The 18,481-nt window shown below is 62.7% G+C and carries 11 protein-coding genes; 1 reads left to right on the forward strand and 10 read right to left on the reverse strand.

Translation table 11 applies throughout. The features are described from left to right. The first annotated feature begins 156 nt into the window (after positions 1–156). Positions 157–1,623: a membrane-bound lytic murein transglycosylase MltF gene (mltF, locus tag DXK50_RS21550; protein WP_161897868.1), complete on the forward strand. Its 1,467-nt coding sequence runs from the start codon at positions 157–159 to the stop codon at positions 1,621–1,623. Positions 1,624–1,627: 4 nt separating this feature from the next. Here mltF and DXK50_RS21555 read toward each other — a convergent pair whose 3' ends face one another. The 10 genes from DXK50_RS21555 to DXK50_RS21600 form a co-directional block, all read right to left on the reverse strand. Continuing rightward, positions 1,628–2,083, reverse strand: coding sequence for a hypothetical protein (locus DXK50_RS21555; protein WP_212631774.1), 456 nt, complete (start codon positions 2,081–2,083; stop codon positions 1,628–1,630). Positions 2,084–2,116: 33 nt separating this feature from the next. Continuing rightward, the gene (gene tadA / locus DXK50_RS21560) at positions 2,117–2,593 is read right to left on the reverse strand and encodes a tRNA adenosine(34) deaminase TadA (protein WP_212631683.1); all 477 of its coding nucleotides are present in this window, start codon (positions 2,591–2,593) and stop codon (positions 2,117–2,119) included. 164 nt (positions 2,594–2,757) lie between these two features. After that, positions 2,758–4,128 carry a multicopper oxidase family protein gene (locus DXK50_RS21565; RefSeq protein WP_212631684.1) on the reverse strand — a complete coding sequence of 457 codons (1,371 nt, stop codon included), beginning with the start codon at positions 4,126–4,128 and terminating at the stop codon, positions 2,758–2,760. Between the two features lie 1,322 nt (positions 4,129–5,450). Further along, positions 5,451–6,068 (reverse strand): exosortase H-associated membrane protein, encoded by a 618-nt coding sequence (locus DXK50_RS21570; RefSeq protein WP_212631685.1) that lies wholly within the window; start codon positions 6,066–6,068, stop codon positions 5,451–5,453. Continuing rightward, complete coding sequence (xrtH, locus tag DXK50_RS21575) at positions 6,068–6,583, reverse strand: exosortase H (protein WP_212631686.1); 516 nt, start codon at positions 6,581–6,583, stop codon at positions 6,068–6,070. The genes DXK50_RS21570 and xrtH overlap by 1 nt, the downstream gene beginning before the upstream one ends. 15 nt (positions 6,584–6,598) lie before the next feature. Next, positions 6,599–10,183 carry a DUF11 domain-containing protein gene (locus tag DXK50_RS21580; protein ID WP_212631687.1) on the reverse strand — a complete coding sequence of 1,195 codons (3,585 nt, stop codon included), beginning with the start codon at positions 10,181–10,183 and terminating at the stop codon, positions 6,599–6,601. Between the two features lie 763 nt (positions 10,184–10,946). Further along, entirely contained in the window at positions 10,947–13,301 is a 2,355-nt protein-coding gene (locus tag DXK50_RS21585) for a TonB-dependent receptor (RefSeq protein ID WP_249186963.1), read from the reverse strand. After that, entirely contained in the window at positions 13,298–15,253 is a 1,956-nt protein-coding gene (locus DXK50_RS21590) for a 7TM-DISM domain-containing protein (RefSeq protein ID WP_212631688.1), read from the reverse strand. Before DXK50_RS21590 ends, DXK50_RS21585 begins: the two co-directional genes overlap by 4 nt. Beyond that, entirely contained in the window at positions 15,253–17,577 is a 2,325-nt protein-coding gene (locus DXK50_RS21595; protein ID WP_212631689.1) for a hybrid sensor histidine kinase/response regulator, read from the reverse strand. Before DXK50_RS21595 ends, DXK50_RS21590 begins: the two co-directional genes overlap by 1 nt. Further along, positions 17,574–18,350, reverse strand: a complete 777-nt coding sequence (locus DXK50_RS21600; protein ID WP_212631690.1) for a response regulator transcription factor — start codon at positions 18,348–18,350, stop codon at positions 17,574–17,576. The genes DXK50_RS21595 and DXK50_RS21600 overlap by 4 nt, the downstream gene beginning before the upstream one ends. Positions 18,351–18,481 lie beyond the last annotated feature (131 nt).

Consider the following 18,481-nt stretch of genomic DNA (forward strand, 5'->3'; position numbering starts at 1 on the left):
CCTCTGGGAAGGGGTGTGCTGGAGGCCGGGCATTCTATCCTAAAGTGGCGGCCTGCGGCACCTGTAGCCAGGCGCTTAAAGGACGAACGCGTGCTAGCAGAGAAGCGAAGCGCTGTCGAGATATGGCGCTGCCTGCGCTTTGCGTATACTGCGCCGATGTTTGCACGACCTGCGATACGCATGCGTTGCGCCACAAGGCTGTTGGCGATTGGAACCCTCCTGATGCTTGCTGGCTGTGGCGAAGAAGCCAAACCCAGCGTTCTCGAGCAGGCAAAGGCGGAGGGTGAGCTGCGCGTGGTCACTCGTAACAGCCCCGCCACCTACTTCCAGGACCGCAACGGCGCCACCGGATTCGAATACGAGCTGGCCAAGCGCTTCGCTACCGATCTGGGTCTGGAACTGAAGATCGAAACCGCGGACAACCTCGACAATCTGTTTGCCAGCCTGGGACGCGTCAATGGCCCGGTCATGGCTGCAGCCGGCCTGGTTGACACGCCACAGCGCCAACGTCAGGCGCGCTTCTCGATTCCCTATCTGGAGGTCACGCCTCAGATCATCTATCGCCAGGGCGAAACCCGCCCGACCAAGCCTGAAGATCTGGTCGGCAAACGCATTCTCGTACTGGCAGGCAGCAGCCACGCCGAACAGCTGGAAGCCCTCAAGCTGGAACAGCCGGAACTGGAATTCGAAGTCTCCGACGCCGTCGAGGTGGTCGACCTGCTGCGCATGGTCGACGAAGGGCAGATCGATCTGACCCTGGTGGACTCCAACGAACTGGCGATGAACCAGGTGTACTTTCCCAACGTGCGGGTCGCCTTCGACCTGGGCGACACCAATACCATGCGCTGGGCGGTGGCTGCCGGTGACGACGACAGCCTACTGGTAGAAATCGACGCCTTCCTCGAGCGCTCCGAGGCCAACGGTACCCTGCAGCGCCTCAAGGAACGCTACTACGGCCATGTCGACGTGCTTGGCTACGTCGGCGCCTACACCTTCGCCCAGCACCTGCAGCAGCGCCTGCCGCGTTACGAGAAAATGTTCCGCCAGGCCGGCCATACCCACCAGGTGGACTGGCGCCTGCTGGCAGCCATGGGTTATCAGGAATCGCTGTGGCAGCCCAACGCCACCTCCAAGACCGGCGTGCGCGGCCTGATGATGCTGACCCAGCGCACCGCTCAGTCGGTCGGCGTGTCCAACCGGCTGGATCCCAAGCAGAGCATCGAGGGCGGGGCGCGTTATTTCATCCAGATTCACCAGCAACTGCCGGAAAGCATCGCCGAGCCGGACCGCACCTGGTTCGCCCTGGCCGCCTACAACGTCGGCGGCGGTCATCTGGAAGACGCGCGCAAGCTGACCGAAGCAGAAGGACTGGACCCGAACAAGTGGGCCGACGTGCAGAAGATCCTGCCGCGCCTGGCGCAGAAGCAGTGGTACAGCAAGACCCGTTACGGCTATGCCCGCGGCGGCGAGCCGGTACATTTCGTACGCAACATCCGCCGCTACTACGACATTCTCACCTGGGTGACCCAACCGCAGCTGGAAGGCACGCAAGTGGCCGAGAGCGGTATCCACCTGCCCGGCATCGACAAGCGCAAACCCGAAGAAGAAACCCCGCCGCTGTAACGCGCTACAACAGGTTCTGATTACCCGCCGCGCAGCGGCTGATCGCCTGGCGCGCCGGCGGCAGCCCTTTCAAGCGCGTCGCGCACTGCGCCTGACTTTGCACCCGCTCGACCTGCAGATTGGACTGCGCATCGATACTGATCAGGTAGGGTTGGTTGTAGCGTGCGCGGTCGTTCCAGCCGCTGAAACGCTGAGTGGTGAATACGCAGCGGTAGTCCAGATGGCCGGTAAAGCCCTGAAAGCGATCACGCATGAAGATGTGGTGATAACGCTGCCAGTCCCGATCACGCTGACCGATACGTACGGCCTCCTGGCACTCCTCCAGCGTGGTGATCTGAGGCTCGTGCAGAAAAATGCTCTGCGCCAGATTCGAGCCGCCCAACTGCACGCTGGCGACCAGGTACACCTCAGGCTGCGCTGCGGCAAGCGGCGAGCCCAACAGCATGAGCAGGCCCAGCATCCCTTTGTTCATGATCGCTCCTTGTCAGGACGCTCAGCCACGCCGAGCCTTGAAGAAATCTTTTAGCAGCGCCCCGCTCTCCTCGGCCAGCAACCCGCCCTCCACCAGCACGCGGTGATTGAGAAAGCCCTGGTCGAAGAACTGCCCCTGGCTGATCGCCACGCCAGCGCGCGGCTCACTGGCGGCGAATACCACCCGAGCGATACGGGCATGCACGATCAAGCCGGCGCACATGCTGCAGGGTTCCAGGGTGACGTACAGCGTGCTACCGGGCAGCCGATAGTTCTGCACGCCTTGCGCCGCCGCGCGGATCGCCACCATTTCGGCGTGGGCGCTGGGGTCACTGCGTGAGATCGGACAGTTGAAGCCCTGGCCCACCACCTCACCGCCCTGCACCAGCACGGCACCGACCGGCACTTCACCCTGCTCAGCGCCCAGGCGCGCCTGCGCCAGCGCCAGGCGCATGAAGTGCTCGTCACGCGAGCGGTCGATGATCTGCGGTCTTTTCATAATTCAGGCTTCAGGCTTCAGGCTTCAGGCTTCAGGCTTCAGGCTTCAGGCTTCAGGCTTCAGGCTTCAGGCTTCAGGCTTCAGGCNGCGCCAGTGTGCCTTTCCATCGGGGCCCGTCAAGCTTTTCGCGCCTGCCTGTGGCTTGCAGCCTGAAGCCTGCGGCTTCAGACCACTTCGATGGCCGCCATCAGCCCCGTTTCCATATGGTCGATCACGTGGCAATGGAACATCCACACGCCGGGATTATCGGCGACGAAAGCGATGCGCGCCGTCTCGTTCTTGCCCAGCAGATAGGTATCGGTGAAATACGGAATGATCTTGCGCCGATCCGAACCCAGCACCTTGAAGGTCATGCCGTGCAGATGGATGGGGTGCTGGTACTGCGCCATGTTGCGCAGCACGAAAACGTAGTGGCCATCCTTCTTCAGCGTGGCGATAGGACGATCGGCACAGGTCTTGTCGTTGATATCCCAGGCCTGGCCGTTGATCTGCCAGTACTTGTAGCTGCCGCCACGCTCGACATCACCCGACAGCATCGCCGCCCATTCGAAGTTGAAGCGCAGGGTTTCGGCGCGGGCCAGATCCGGTTCGGCGAGGGGGTTGGCCGGCAGAGGTGGCGGCCAGTCGCCTGCGACTTCGCGACTGGCGACACCCTTCAAGGTGGCCAGGCGCAGCGGTCCGTTGCGCAGGGACAGTTCCTCGCCGGCAGCTGGAACCTTCAGCGCCAGGTCGATGCGCATGCCTGGCCCCAGCCAGTATTCCTTGCCCAGTGGCCGCGGCTGCACCGGATTGCCGTCCAGGGCATAGATGCGAGCCTCGCCGCCCGGCAGGTTGACGCGGTAGGTGATGGTGTTGTCGACATTGATAAGACGCAGCCGCACCACCTGCCCTTGCGGCAGTTCGAGGGTCGGGTTGGGCTCGCCGTTGATGGTGGTCAGCCGTCCGCGCGTACCTTCGCGCGCGGCCTGGCGCGGCACCAGAAAATCGGTGAAGGCGCCCTGCTCGTCGATATGCCAGGTTTTCAGGCTCAGTGTGCGCTCATGGCGAAAGCCGGTTGGCTCGCGTTCCTCGACGATCAGCGGCCCGACCAGACCACGCCCCAGTTGCTCGGCACTGGCGGTATGCGGGTGGTACCAGAAGCTGCCGGCGTCATGACAGATGAAGTCGTAGTCGAAGTATTCACCGGGCAGCACCGGTGCCTGGGAGACATAGGGCACACCGTCCATCTCCAGCGGCAGGCGGATGCCATGCCAGTGAATGGTGCTCTGCACGTCCAGCTTGTTGATGAAGCGCACGCGCAAACGCTCGCCCTGACGGCAACGCAGCTCCACGCCCGGCGCCTGACCACCATAGGCCCAGGCCGGCGTTACATGCCCCGATACCAGTTCCAGATCAAGCGGCGCGGCGATCAGCTCGTAATCGTGGGTGGCGAAATTTTCCGGACGGCCCAGCCAGTAGCGCACACCACCAATGCCAAGGCCGGCCACACCCAGCCCGGCTAAACCGACCAGCACCTGTCTGCGGGTAAACGACATCTTCATCCTCGGCAATCAGTTAGCAGACTCAACTGCACTATCTTCTCATTTTCATGGATGGCCAGACGAGCACCTCAGCAAGACATATTGCCGCGGCGCCAGTGGGAGATATCACCCCAGATGGGCAACCACCGAACGGGAGAGAATCGCAGGGCTTTTCACAGGAACGTTCATCAGGACATGGTGTGGGGTCAAAGACTCCCGACCACTGCGTTAAGCTTCCACTACGGCGGGCGGCAGCCAGCCAATGAACTGATGTGGCTGTTGCCAGTTGTACCGTTGCATCAAAAACCGTCCGATAATGTGCTGTGCCAGCACAGCGTCCATGTAACCCACTCTCGGCATCCACTATGCGAAACAGCTGTTCCATTGGCACGTTGTCGTAGCAGTTTCCGCGTTGGCTCATGCTTTGCTTTAACCGGCAGTGCCACAGTTGCTGGCGGAAGCTTTCGCTTCGCTTCCATATTGGCGACCCTAAACGCTGTAGAAGAACACATTCTGAAGGCGACCGCGCGGATCAAATAGCAGGTTCAGCGCTTGACCACCGGGTCGGCATCAGGCTTGGGTGAAAACGCCCGGCCCGCTAAGCGGCGGGCAGATCAATCACCGCCGCCATAATAAGAGCCCACACATATGACGCTGCCACAAACCTCATTTCGGAGCGGATACGGTGACTTCCCGACCCAGTACGCTCTGGCATATCCGACCTTTCGACCGTAGCCTTTTCATAAGCGTACAAGCCGGGCTGTTTGCTGAGAGATTTCATCTCGCTCATCAGCTTGCGCACCGTGAGTCGCCCAACCTCAAACCCTTACTCACGCATCATAAAAATGATGCTTCGGCTGGCCGTAGCGCTGCGGTTTTAGGTACATAGTTCCCTCAGGCGACCACGCAAAGCAGCCGTTCAACGTCTGGGGATCAGCATCTACGACACCCCTCGTAACAACAGGGTGCAAGTGACTTCAAATGCTGAGTACAACAGATCCAATCGGCGCGAATGCTCCTCCACGGCCATTAAGAGCGCTGTGTTTTTTTAAGATCGTCTTTTTCGGCTCCAGCTTGTTGACCCGAGCGTCAGCGCTTTGCTAGTCGGGGTAATGCCTTTCCACTGTAGTTGGCTTACCCATCAGGGCAGCGCAAAAACCCAGCAGCTCCGGCTTTGGCGCGTGCCTGGTGCTCCTTATTGCGATCAGCGTGGAGCGAACCACTTCCGCGGTGCCTTAAGAAAATGGACCGCACTGCACTGGCGCCTACCGGCCCTACCAAAACAGTGAGCGCATGGCAGTTCACGTGGGCGGAGTGCGCCGCAACACCGGCCCTGCCTATTCCGGCCCGGCCGGCTCGTCGGCCTGCAACAGTGCGCTGCGGAACCACGATGCGCAGAGCCAGCATCCCAGCAGCACAGGCACCACCAGCGGTAGTATCAGCACGCCGAACTGGTAGCCGAGCGCGATCAGGTCCGCTTGCATGCGCGAGAGGGAGGTGCGCGTTATATCTATAGGTAGGCTGAGGAATACCGATTTGACCAGGTCCATGCCAGCGCCGAAGGCCGTGACCAGCAGCAACAGCATGACGCACAAGCCCAACAGGTTGCGTGAGATGTCACAACGGGAGTCCGCGGCAAAAGCAAGCGCTAAGAACACCGGCATACCGTAGGCGAAGATCATCGGCCGCGACTGGATTAGCAGCTCGGCAGTCTGTCCCGCCGGCACCTCAAGCCCCTTATAGGAGGCGGCATCGAGGACGATCACCGCTTGGATAGTATCTCCCGCGGAGACGACTTGGGTGATTCGACCGCCGGTCAGCAGGGGCAGCAGCAGGTCGAGCAGTCCGGCCACCATTATCGCCAGCAACGGTCCGCAGAAGTACCAAATAGCGAAGGTGACCGGCAGCCACAGCAGTAGGGGGAACAGGATGCCCTTGAAACCTTCCTGCGGCATCAGGCGGCTCCGCCGAACACTGCTGCGGTGGCCTTGCCACTCTTGAGCACGTAGCGAAGCCATAGTAGAAACACCACGAACACGTCCAGCATGATCAGCGCCTGCCAGATGTACAGATGAGCCCAATCGAACGCGGTCATATCCCACTGGCCGACGTAGAATAGGCTGACAATACGCAGGATATTCACCACATGGATCGACAGCAGACCGATCAGGATACCCATCAGCCTGGCTCGCCATGTGGCGGGAAATGCCAGTATGGCGGCCAGCAGGATTATAGAGGCCTCCACTCCGTTGCAGCCGGCTTCGATCGACATGGCGAAGCCAGACGGCATGTCATATAGGTAGATGCCGCTGGCGACCGCACCGTCGTCGAACGGAGCCAGTACGCCGATGCTGATTAGCACCAGCAGCTCGGTGAACGGAGTGACGAACCATTGTTGTACCGGAGGGGTCAGCTCCAGTACAAACAGGACGGCCTGAATGAAGCAAAATAGCGTCAGAAACCGAGCCACGTCTCCTTACCTCTCTCAGACGCGGTGACGTGCGCGCCAGGCCAGCAGGGACATAAGCAGCGTCAGCATCAGCAATGCACTTTGTGACAGGGTGGGCGCGCCGATCGACTTGTCGATAACCGGCGTTTCGTCGCGCGGGTTATTGTTGCCCGGATCGGTATCGCCAGGCGCATCGATGTGCGCCTCGTTCACCAGCGGGGTGGGACCGGAGTAACTCTCGTCCAGCCGCGCGGTGATGGTAAAGATCCTATTAGCGCCGGTGGGCAGCGTGCCGATCTGACAAGTCACCGTACCGCCGCTGTGGCTGCACGCACCGGCTGGGGTCGAACTCACATACTGCAGGCCGGCCGGCAGGGAGTCGATCAGTTGCGCACCGAGGCTGTCCAACGCCGCACCACCGGCCCCGCCGTTGTTGGTGACGGCGATGGTGTACACCACATTCTCACCCTTCACCAAGGCCCGGGGGCTAGCTGTCTTGGTACCGCCCAGGTCGACCGAAACGTCGTCACGGCGGGCCGAGGTGGTCTCGATAGCTTCGTTGTTGTCGGTCTGAGTCTCAGTCTCGTTGACGGCGACGGACACATGATTGTGGCTACTACCCACCGCCACGCCGGCCACGCCACTGACCGATTCTGCGCGCATCACATAGGTGACCCTGCGCTGATGACTGGCACCCTCGTCGAAGTAGCCAGAGAAGTTGCAGGTCAGAACGCCGGAGGTCGCACCGACAGCCGGCTCGCTACAGCTGTACTCGGCCGCGTCGCCGGTCACCTCGGTGACGCCCCTGTAGACCCGCAGACCGCCCTGGTAGCTGAAAACGGCCGTAGGAGCGCTTCCGTCTGGAGCATTCACCGGGAAGGTATCGACCAGAGTCAGGCCGGTGCCGGCAGAGGGACCACCGTTGTCGATGGTGATGGTGTAGGTGGAGGTCTCGCCCAGAGCCACAACGTTAGGGTTGTCAGACTTGTTGACCACGATGTCAAGTAGGGCAGCCGTCACGGCGGTGGTGGTATTCGCCGTGTTAGGAAGCACATCGTCTTCCTCGGTTGTGGTCGATACCGTTACCGCGTTGTTAATGGTGTCACCCTCGGTCATTGCCCGTACTTCGTAGATGACGTTGCGCGTGGTATTGTTTGGCAGGCTGGCCCAAGTGCAGGTAAGGGGCTGGCCCACGCTGCCGATGGCAGGTAACGGCGCACAATTGCCGCCGTCGCTGCTGATCAAGCCGAGAAACGGAGCATTGCTGGGCAGGGTGTCGACCAGCTCGACGCCGCTAGCCGTCGAGGGACCTGCGTTGCGCACGGAGGCGGTGAAGCGCAGGGGCGCCCCTGCAGGAATGGTCGGGCTCGGACGGGTTTTTAGCGCCTGGATGTCGACCAGAGCGGTGACGCTGCTGGTGGTGGCGGTGCTGGTGTTGTTGGCACGGTTGCCGTCACCCACGTCGGGCGAATTCACGGTTGCGGTGTTGGTACGACCAGCAGTGGTAGCGACCAAGGGTTTGACCACGATGGTAATAGTAGAGCTGGCACCGCTGGCCAGATCGCCCAAGTTGCAGCGCAGATTTTGGCTGCCTCCATCGAGCGGTCCGAGCGCCACCGAATAGGCACCGGAGTCGCCGATACGGCATCCAAAGGTGGCGGCCGGCGCGGGTACTATGGTTACGGACTGCAGGCCGCCGTTACCAGCTCCCGGCAGCAGGTTGGTGAGATTGTCGGCCACGCTCACATTTGTCGAGATATCCGGACCATTGTTGGTCACCACCAGCGTGTAGGTCAGGTTGTCGCCGGTGCGAATGGGATCGCCGTTGCTATCGTCCGTCTTTACGATCGCCAGATCGGCCCTCTCGGTTGTGGCGAGGGTCGATATCGGGCTAGTGCAGTTGTTGGCGGTGTTGTCCACCGGTACGGCAGGACCTTCCAACGCGGTGCAGGCGAAGTTCTGCAGCGTCCCTGCGGTCGTGACTTGGACCGGCACGGTGATGGTGGGCGCAGTGGCGCCGACCGCCAGCGGACCTAGGCGGGTGCAGTTGATTACCGGAGGGGTCGCACCCAGGTCACTGTCGGCGCAGTTCCAGCCGCTCCCCGAGGGCGGGCTCGCCAGGACAGTGCCGACCGGTAGGGTGTCCGTCACCCGGATCGTCTGCCCCGCAATCACGGCGAGCGGCCCGTTATTGCGCGCTGACAAGGTGTAGTTGAAAACCTCGCCAAGGGTCACAGGGTATGTAGGGCCACCCTTGGTGGCGACGATATCCGCTTCATTGCTGGAGTTGATATTGACCGTGCTGATGTTGTTGCTGAAATTGGCGTCGCCGGGCGTAGTGATTTCCGCGGTATTTTCCAACGTGCCAAGGTCATTCGCCACAGCATGCACCTGGATGATGGGCATGTTGCTGAAGTTGCCACCGTTCCAACCGGAGCGCGTACAGGTCAGCACGTTGCCGACGGTGCCGCAGGACCAGCCGCTGCCGGCGGTAAAGGCCGTCGGCGCCGCGAAAGACAGTCCAGCGCCCAGAGTGTCGGTCACCGTGATGGTGCCGCCAGGCTGCTGGCCGCCCAGATGGCTAGGCGTGAGGGTATAGGTTACCGTGCTGCCTTGCGCCACTGCTCCGGAGCCGGTCGGCGTGGTCCGAGCTTTGACGACGCTGACGTCTGTGCCCGGTTCAAATGTCAGGGGCACGCTATCCATGTTGTTGGTCTCATTGCCATCCGGCACGGGTTCTCCATTCTGCTGGAGGCCAGCGACCCGGAAGGAAGCAGACACGTTGCCATTGGTGTTGGAGACGACGGGCACGGTGATGACCGGCGCTGTCGCACTAATGGCCAACGCTTGGTTGCGGTCGCACGTGATCAGTTCATTGTTGCTCAGCGGATAGCCTGTGTCCGGAGTGCAGGTCCAGCCACTGCCGCTGGGCCGTCCAGTGACAGATGCACCGCTCGGTACCTGGAAGGTCACCCGAGTTCCCGAATTGGCGGGCATGGCGTCCGGTCCATTGTTGGTGACTTCCAGCTGGTAGGCGTAGGGTTGACCCGCCAGGATGCCGGGGGCTGCGTTGGAACTGGCATTAAGCTGCAGGTCGGAGGCAGCTTGAGCTGTAGTAGTTTGCGGCGCAGAATTGTTGCCCAAATTGGTGTCGGCAGTCGCGCCAATGCTGGCGGCAGAAGCATTGCTGTTATAGGTACCAGCGCTCGGCAGACGTACATCGATCTCGATCGTCATCGCCTGGTTGAACGCCAGCGTCGACAGGCCATTGCAGGTGACAGTCTGGGGACCTGCATTGTAGGTGCAGGTGCCGGTCCCATCGACTACCCGGTAGGTTAAAAACTGGCCATAGGTGCCGCCGCCGGTGACGGGCATGCTGAAGGACGTGGTGATGCCGGTGGCGCTACCCTCGGCGGCAGGGCCGTTGTTCTGCAGCCCCAGACTGTAGGTGAACACCCCACCGGCGGGGCCGATGTTCGGCGAATCTTGGAAATCCAACGCCAGATCCGCAGCGAATGCGACAGTGGAGAGACCTAGCAAAGGAAGTGCAAGCAACACTTTCGAAACAGGCCCTCTGCGAACACCATCCAAACAAATGCCGCTCATCCATTTTGCATTCATGCCCGACCCCACTCCCACGACTTGCACATTTGAAAGAACCAGAGGCCCCATGCAGACCATGGGCGCCGGTATGAACTGACAAATGGCGGGCTCAGGCCGATCATTCGGCTTGTTGGTGCCTGCAGTTGCCAGCAACTGGCCGGCATCTTGGCAGAACACTCACACACAATATTTTGTTGTAGCGGACGATTCTTTTGCTCCGCTGGATTAAAGCGATGATTGAACGTCAGAACGCGGGAAAATCTGAAGTTAGCTTGCCACCGAGAGCCAAGGAGTCCGCCAAGTAGGAGGCGAATGCTCGGCCCAGCGGAATCGCGACAGGTAGATTAGTGCGGTGAGAAGCAAGCGCTCGCAAGAGCCGTAGACAGTTGCGCGCATCATCGGCTCCATCTTCAGACGCGAGCGCTCAATGACATCAACCCGGCGGCGCCAATCGCGCCAAAAGGGATTCGCCATCATTCGAGTTCTGTTCCGCGCACCTGTACGCAGCGACCACCAAGCAACCCCTACGAGTGCCTTTATGGGCGCGATAAGGAAAGAAAGAAGGAGAATCCATCTGTCCCAGAAATGAAGGCTGCAAGTGTTTTCATGTGGACCAGGGCAACAAGCCAGCATGGCCGGAAAGAGATTTGCGCGTAGCGCAGCCCTCGTCCACCCCGGCAAAGCAGAGCGGACGCAGCAAAATGAATAAACTCTCCTTAATTAAATAGTTAACTCTTAAAAAGAAGAGCGCCCAGTTTTGCTCCGGCGCATAGGCCCTGCATCAGTAGGCCAGCCGCAATGTGGTTCCCAGCATCCGTGGCTCGCCAAGTGCGACGCCGTAATCGCCCGCACCCAACTGGCCGCGCACCGCAGTGATGTAGCGCTCGTCGAACAGGTTACGAACCCAGAGCTGGACCTCCCAGGCGCGATCCGCCCGCCCCATGCCCACTCGCATGTCGGTCACCGCATAGGCCCCCTGATAGCTGCCCGTTCCGCCTTCGAGCGTGCCCTGGAAACCGCTGCGAAAGCTGTAGTTCACACCGCCGAACAGAACCAGGCCGCCCGCCAGCGGTCGGTTGTAGTCGAGCCCCAGGACGCTCCCCCACTCCGGCGCATTGAACAGCCGCTGTCCGCTCAGGTCGCAGCTACTCGCGAGCGGAGCCCCAGGGGGGCAGGGAGCGTCGGCGAAATCGCGGTAGCGCGCGTCGCTCCAGGCAAGGCCGCCGCGCAGTTGCAACCGCTCGGTAGCCTGGACCTGCAAGTCGAGCTCCACACCGCGCAGCCTCACCTGCCCCACGTTGATCAGGTTGTCTCGCAGCGGCGGCGAGAATTCGTCGGCCGGCGGGCTGTTGGTCAGTGCCTGGTAGTCATCCACATCGGTCTGGTAAAGGGTCAGACCCATCCAGCCGCGCCCGCCCCAGAAACCGTGCTTGAGTCCCATCTCCAGAGAGGTCGCCCGCTCGGCATCGAAGGTTGGCTGCGCGTAACGGCTGACCACGTCCAGGTTGATGCCACCGGCCTTGTAGCCTCTCGCCGTGCTGAGGTAACCCAGCGTGCTCTCGCTGATCTGGTAGCTGAGGGTCAGTTGGCCGGACAGATTGCTCTCCGCCATGCGTTCGCGGCGATCGTAGTCGCCACCCAGCGTCACCTGGCGCAGCAAGGTACCGCCCATCTGCCAGAGCGGCATCAACGGATCGAGAGGATTCAGCGCCATCGGCGGCGCCTCGGCGCGCCGGGAGATGCGCGCGACCTTGCGTTCACGGGTATAGCGCAGGCCCGGAGTGACAGCCAGGCGAGGCGTCAGGTGCCAGGTGAATTGGCTGAAAAGAGCCCGGCTATCGCTGCGCTGCTCGCCGTCGAAGTGCTGCCGCGAGCCGTCGAGCAAGGACCTGGGAATCGCGCCCGGAGGTATCGGCCCGAACGGGGGCGGCATCTGCAGCTCGGGCCGATCACCGAGAAAATAGGCCGCGGCGTCCGGCCCGAAGTTCGACTCGATATCCTTGTCCAGATGCTGCTTCAGATAATAGAGCCCAACCACGTAGTCGAAGCCTTCGCTGGGCGAATCGGCCAGCCGCCACTCCTGGCTGAACTGCCGGTGTTCGAGCTGCGCATCGCCCCAGGCCACGGCCAGGCCGAGGCCATCGGCATCCACCTGGGTGTCGTACTGCCAGTCGCGATAACCGGTAAGGCTGGTGAGGGTGGGACCGCCGGCCAACTGCCAGTTCAGCTCCAGTGCCACGCCGTCGCTCAGCACATCGGCAACCGAGGGCCGGTCATGGGTGAAACGACGGGCATGGGGATCCGGCTCCCCCAGCGGATAGCCAACATAGGCCGCACGCCGCCGCGTGGTCATGCTGTAATGGCTAGCTACCAGTGCCACATCGTCCCGGCGCCGGACATGATCGACAATCAGGCGCGCGTCGAACATCTCGCTTGGCTGCCAGAGCAGCTGGCCTCGTAGTCCGTGCTGCTCCTGTTCACGGGTCGAAAGCCCCGAATAGCGGTTCTCGTTGAGTGCATCGCGCTCGGACACCTGTACTGACAGGCGCCCGGCCAACACGTCGTCCGCCAGCGGGCCGGAGAGCACGCCCTGATTGCGGCGCAGGCCGTCCGAACCCAGGGTCAGCTCGGCAAAGGCTTCGGGTTGGAAAGTGGGCGCTCGGCTGTAGAGGTTAAGCGCGCCGGCGGTGGTGTTCTTGCCGTATAACGTGCCCTGCGGGCCGCGCAGTACCTCGATCCGCTCCAGATCGAACTGATCGGCGACCGACATGCCCTGACGCCCCAGGTAGATGCCATCCATGAACACCCCGACACTGCCATCCAGGCCATCGTTGTAGGAGCTCGAACCGAGGCCACGGATGCCATAGCTGGCATAGCGCGCGTTGGGCACCGAGACCATCAGGCTCGGCACACGCTGCGCCAGTTGCGCCGTACTGACGATGCCCTGCTCCTTGAGTGCCTCGCCTGTCAGCGCATCCAGCGCCACCGGCACCTGACGGGCCAGCTCGGGTCTCTGGCGCGCGGTGACGGTGACATCGTCCAGGATCCAGGTCTCGCCCTGAACGGGCGTGGCTCCCAATGTGATGCCGATGGTCAGCCCCTGCAGCCCAAGCCCCCACAACCACTGCGACCTCATGCCCCTGCCTCCACGCTCGCTACATCCTGGACACCCGTCTGCATCAGGCAGACCTCGAAGCTGAAGCGGCTTCCGGGTCCATCGTCGTCTGCCAGATGCAGGACGCTGTTCATGCCCTCCAGAAGCTGGCGCACGATGTCCAGGCCCAGCCCGAAGCCGTCGATCCACTCCACGTTGCGGCCACGCACGAAGGGTTGTCCAAGGCGGACTCGATCATCGGGGTGAATGCCGATCCCGGTGTCTTCAACCGAGAACCGCAGGCGCACGCCCTGGCCATCGCACGCCAGGCAGTCCAGGCCCAGGGCGATGCTCCCCTCGCGGGTGAACTTGGCGGCGTTGCCCAGAAGGTTCAGCAGGACGCGCCGCAAGTGACCGAAATCGGCCATCACCTCGCATGGCACACCGGCCCCCAGGCGCCATTGCAAGCGGTTGTTCTGACGCGCGGCGAGCAACTCAGCCTCTTCGACCACCTCACGCCAGAAAGCATGCAGCGACCCCGCGCGCAGGCTGGGGCCCGGCAACTCATCCCGATGCGCCAAGGCCGCCAAGTCCTCGATCAGTTCCAACTGACTGCGGGCATTGCGCTCGATGCGCTGCGGATAGTCGCTCGACGACGTGGCGACCAGCCGCCGGGCGCTGCCGATGATGTCCAGCAGCGGCTCGCGCAGCTCCTGCCCCAGCCGCGCCAGCAGGGCGCCGCGCGCATCCAGGGAGGTCCTTAATTGCTCGGTTCGACGTGCAACGGCAGCATCCAGACGCCCCCGTGCCTCCAGGCGCCGCTGGCTCCGCTCCTGCTGCGCCCAACGCTGACGGGCGCGACTGCGGTATAGCTCGGTCATCAGTGTGCAGGTCAGCAAGGCGACCCCAGGCAGTGTCGACGAAATGCTGTAGGACTCCTGGCGTGCCTGCCAGGGAAGGTGGTCGGCCTGAAAGACATAGCGGGCCAGGAACTGGAGCAGATAGAGGAACGGCACGGCCCAGGCCATCCATACTAATGGCAACCCGCGGCGCCAAGCTGTCAGCAGGGTCAACGGCAGCAGGCCGTAGGCCGCCAACCGCATGACCCACTCGGTGAGGAAGCGCCCCTGCACATGATCCACGAACACGACCCACAGGGCGCTGGCCAAATAGGCCGCCAGCACCCCGTCATAAAGGCGCGCCCACACGCTCGGCAGGCGCGCGACCTGAAGCAGGACGCGAAGGTAGCCGAGAAAACAGGCGAAGCCGACCAGGCTGGCGAAGGCGCGGATATAGGACGTCCAGGGCACCAGCGTCGGCCAGTGCACCAGATAGCCGTTCACCACACACACCAGCAGGATGTAGCTGAGCACCGCTACCGCATGAGCGGCCAGCAGCGCCGAACGCATGATGAAGCCGATGACCAGGCTGAGCGGCACCACCAGCAGGACGATGCCCAGCGTCAGACCATCGGCGACGGCAACGGCCCGGCGCTGGGCGAGCAACTCGCCATCGGAGCGCAGCAGTGGTTCGACCACCAGCAGCGAATCCCCGACGACCCGGATAAGCATCACGTCGTGCTCGGTGGCCTGTAGCGGAAACAGCGGCTGACGCGCCACTACCGGCCATGACTCCGGTGGATGTGCGGCGCCGGCCTGCATGCGCTGCCAGCCGTTGCCATCGGGGACATAGACCTGAATGTCGCTCAGGCGCGGATCCCCCACCGAAAGCCAGTGTCGATGCGCCTCCCTCTGCTCGACCGACATCTGCAAGCGCAGCCAGAACGCCGAGTGACTGTACTCATGGAAGAAGCGGCGCTCAGGCAACTCGCGAAAGACCGCGTCGGGCAAGGCCGCAACCTGCTCGACATTAAGGCTCCGGCCAAGATCCTGGTACACCGACAACCCGGCCGGGCGCTGTGCTTCGCGCTCGACGGCCGCCGCCCCCCAGGTCGACCAGGCCGCCAGCATCACGAGCCAGAACAGCCGACGCATCACGCCCCCTGCCCTGCTACTGGCGCGCCGATCAGGCGTGCCACCATGCCCAGCAGTACGCCGCCCTCGGCCGGCTTGAGCAGCGTGGCATCGAAACCCAGGCCATGCGGAGAGCCTGCCGGCGCTGAGGCTGGCGCAGCCGAATAAAGCAGCACCGGCAAGTCCGGATATTGATCGCGCACGACCGCCAGCAAGGCCCAACCGTCGAGCCCCGGCATCGTTTGATCGGTGATGAGCAGATCGAAGCTCTCGCGCGCCAGAAGATGCAACGCCTCGGCGCCCTCTTGCGCTACCCAGACGTCGAAGCCGTAGCCGCCAAGCAAATCGCTCATCCCCTCGCGATTGCCCAGCACGTCATCGACGACCAGAATGCGCAACCCATCGCCCTGTATCGGAGTGCCGGTGCTGTCGTCCAGCAGCAGGTCCAGCTCCTCTTCGTCCGCTGTCGTCAGTTGCAGGCGGAAGCTGAATCGCATGCCCTGCTCCGCCACCAGCTCGCTGCCCATCTGCCTGAGCCACTGCCGTACACCTGCCAGCCCCACATCATCCGCCGACGCACCTGGCTGCTGTGGGCGCTCTCGATCTTCAGCACAGCTTTGCGGAGCGATGACGAACATCAGCACCACGTCGTCGCCGGAGCAGAAGTCAGCGGCCAACCCGACGAATAATTGGAGACAGCCGCCATGTTGCCCCTGGGCGGCCGTTTCCAGCAGGTTGATCAGAACGCGACCCAGACGACGAAAATCGGCATGCACGATGGGCGGAAGGTCGCCATCGAAGCGGCAGGTCAGCTGGCAATCCTCACGATGAAACAGAATGCTCGCCTGCTCTTCCAGGTCCTTCAGGAAACCGAACAGGTAACCCGGCGCCAGCACCAGCTCTTGCTGCTGCAGCTCGACGCGAGAGAACTCCAGCAAATCGTCGATCCGATCGAGCTGCCGCCAAGCGCTGCGCTCGATGTACTCCGGAAGCTCACCGGGCGCCTCCTGCTTCAACAGGCGGGCGCAGTCGACGATTCCTGCCAGGGGCGAACGCAGGTCGTGGCTGATGCGCGCCAGCAATGCACTTCGGGTCCGCAGGGAATGACGCAGCTGCTCGGTTCGCGTGGCCACGGTACGCTCGAGCCGCTCGCGCTCGGCCTCCTGCTGCCCCTCAAGCCGCGCCAAGGCGAAGCGCTCGCGCCGACGGCTGCGATAGAACTCCCTTATCAGCGTCATCACCAGCATGAAAATGCCGGGCAATACCGCCACGAGCCCAATGCGGTCGGCGCTGAACGGCCAGTCGAGGACCGATACATCGAGTGCCAGACTCGCCAGTCCATGCCCCACGAACAGCCCGGCCACCGACCAGGCCAACCAGTCGAGCCGCAGACCGAGACGCCAGGCCGTCAGGGCGAATACAGGTACCAGCAGCCAATAGATCCAATGGAACGCCTCCGCCACCTGGCGCACCGGCACATAGTCCAGCCAGAGCCCTGCCAGCATCATGGCGGCGGGTAACAATGCGGCGAAACACAGACCGAGGCGCCATGCAGGAGGCATCCGCGCTGCTCTGAATAGCGTGATGAGGTACCCCGCGAAGAGGAAATGCGTCAGCGCACCCAGCAGGCTCGACAGGACAGGCTTCCAGGGAACGAGCACTGGCCAGTAGAGCAGGTAGCCATCGGCTATGCTGGCGAGCGCCCCCCCCGCCAGCCCACCCAAGGCGCTGAGCAGCAACAGCTGTGAACGGATCTGCAGGCTGACGATCAGGCTGAAGGGTACCAACACCCCTGCGAGCCCCAGCAGCAGCCCCTCGACCAATCCCCGAGGCTCCTCGCCCGATACCTGCTCGAGCCCATCGGCCACCTGCGGTTCGATGCGCAGCGCGCCCTGGCTGCTGATACGCATGACCACCTCGGCCCGCTCCCCAGCGCCAAGCGACAGGGGGAGCAACGGCTGGCGATCGCTCCATGCACGGATCGGCTCCGCAAGCTCCCAGACATCATCGCGGCGAAGATAGATATGGACCTCATCCAGGCCCGGCGGTCCGGCACTCAGCCACCCCTGGCAGGCGATTTCGGACGGAGCGCTCAGCGCGAATCGCAGCCAGAATGCCGACTGGCTGAAGACGACTGGGAAATGCCCAGGCTCGACTACCTGAAAACGCGCCTCGGGCAAGGCCACGATCTGCTCGACGTCCAGCACGCGGGAGCGATCCTCCAGCAGCCGGACAGGCTTCGCGCTGTCCAACAGGCATGCCGGCTCCAGCAGCGCGCCGACTACCACTTGGCACTGAGCGAGCAGCAGCAGCCCCCATACCCCCCAGCGCCCGAACCAACTCAATCGGCGGCCTGCATCTGCTGGCGGAATTGACTGGGAGTGATACCCTGGCGCTCGCGAAAGGCCGTGGTGAAGTTGCAGGCGCTGCGAAAACCCACCAACTCGGCGATGTCCTGCACGCTCATGCCGCTGGCGGCGAGCAACTCCTGAGCCTTGCGCAGGCGTGCCCCGCGGATGTAGGCGAACACCGTGGTCTGCAGGTGCTGACGGAAGATCGCGGACAGACGCTTGTCATGGGTGCCGACTTTACGCGCGATCTCGGCCAACGAAGGAAGATCAGCCAGATTCTGGGCGATCAGGCGCATCGCCGCCTGCAGGATCACAACCTCTTCATCCACCGGTTCGAGCGGATTATCGACCGCCCCCTGCGGCTGCCCGGTACGCGACAGTTGCAGGTGAATGCGAATGCGCGCCATGACCTCGGCGGTTTCGAAAGGTTTGAGCACGTAGTCGACGCCGCCCATTTCCAACCCCTCCAGGCGCTCTTCGAGGCTTCCGGCTGAAGTCAGGAAAATGATCGGCGTATCGCGTGTGGCGGGCGCCTCACGCAGCAGACGACAGAGGGTGAACCCATCCATCTGCGGCATGCGCACGTCGAGCACGATGAGATCGGGACGCAAGGCCAGGGCACGCTGCAGCCCCTGCCGGGCTTCGCTGGCCAGTGACAGGCGCCAGCCCTGGGCTCGGATCTGCTGCAGCAGCGCTTGCAGCGCTTCCGGCATATCATCGATGACCAGAATCAAAGGGCTCTGGGATGCGTCTTTACTCGCAGACATGACACTCTTTTTCCCTACCAAGTGCAAGGGAACCGGTAGAAATCCTCTCGGGCGAGAGCTCCGTCGGTTCCAGCAAAGCCGCCCGTCCAGAGCGGTGATACGATAGCGCATTACTGAGCGGAGCAGAATGA

It is taken from the genome of Pseudomonas sp. KB-10, assembly GCF_018221585.1.
Lineage (GTDB): Bacteria > Pseudomonadota > Gammaproteobacteria > Pseudomonadales > Pseudomonadaceae > Aquipseudomonas > Aquipseudomonas yangonensis.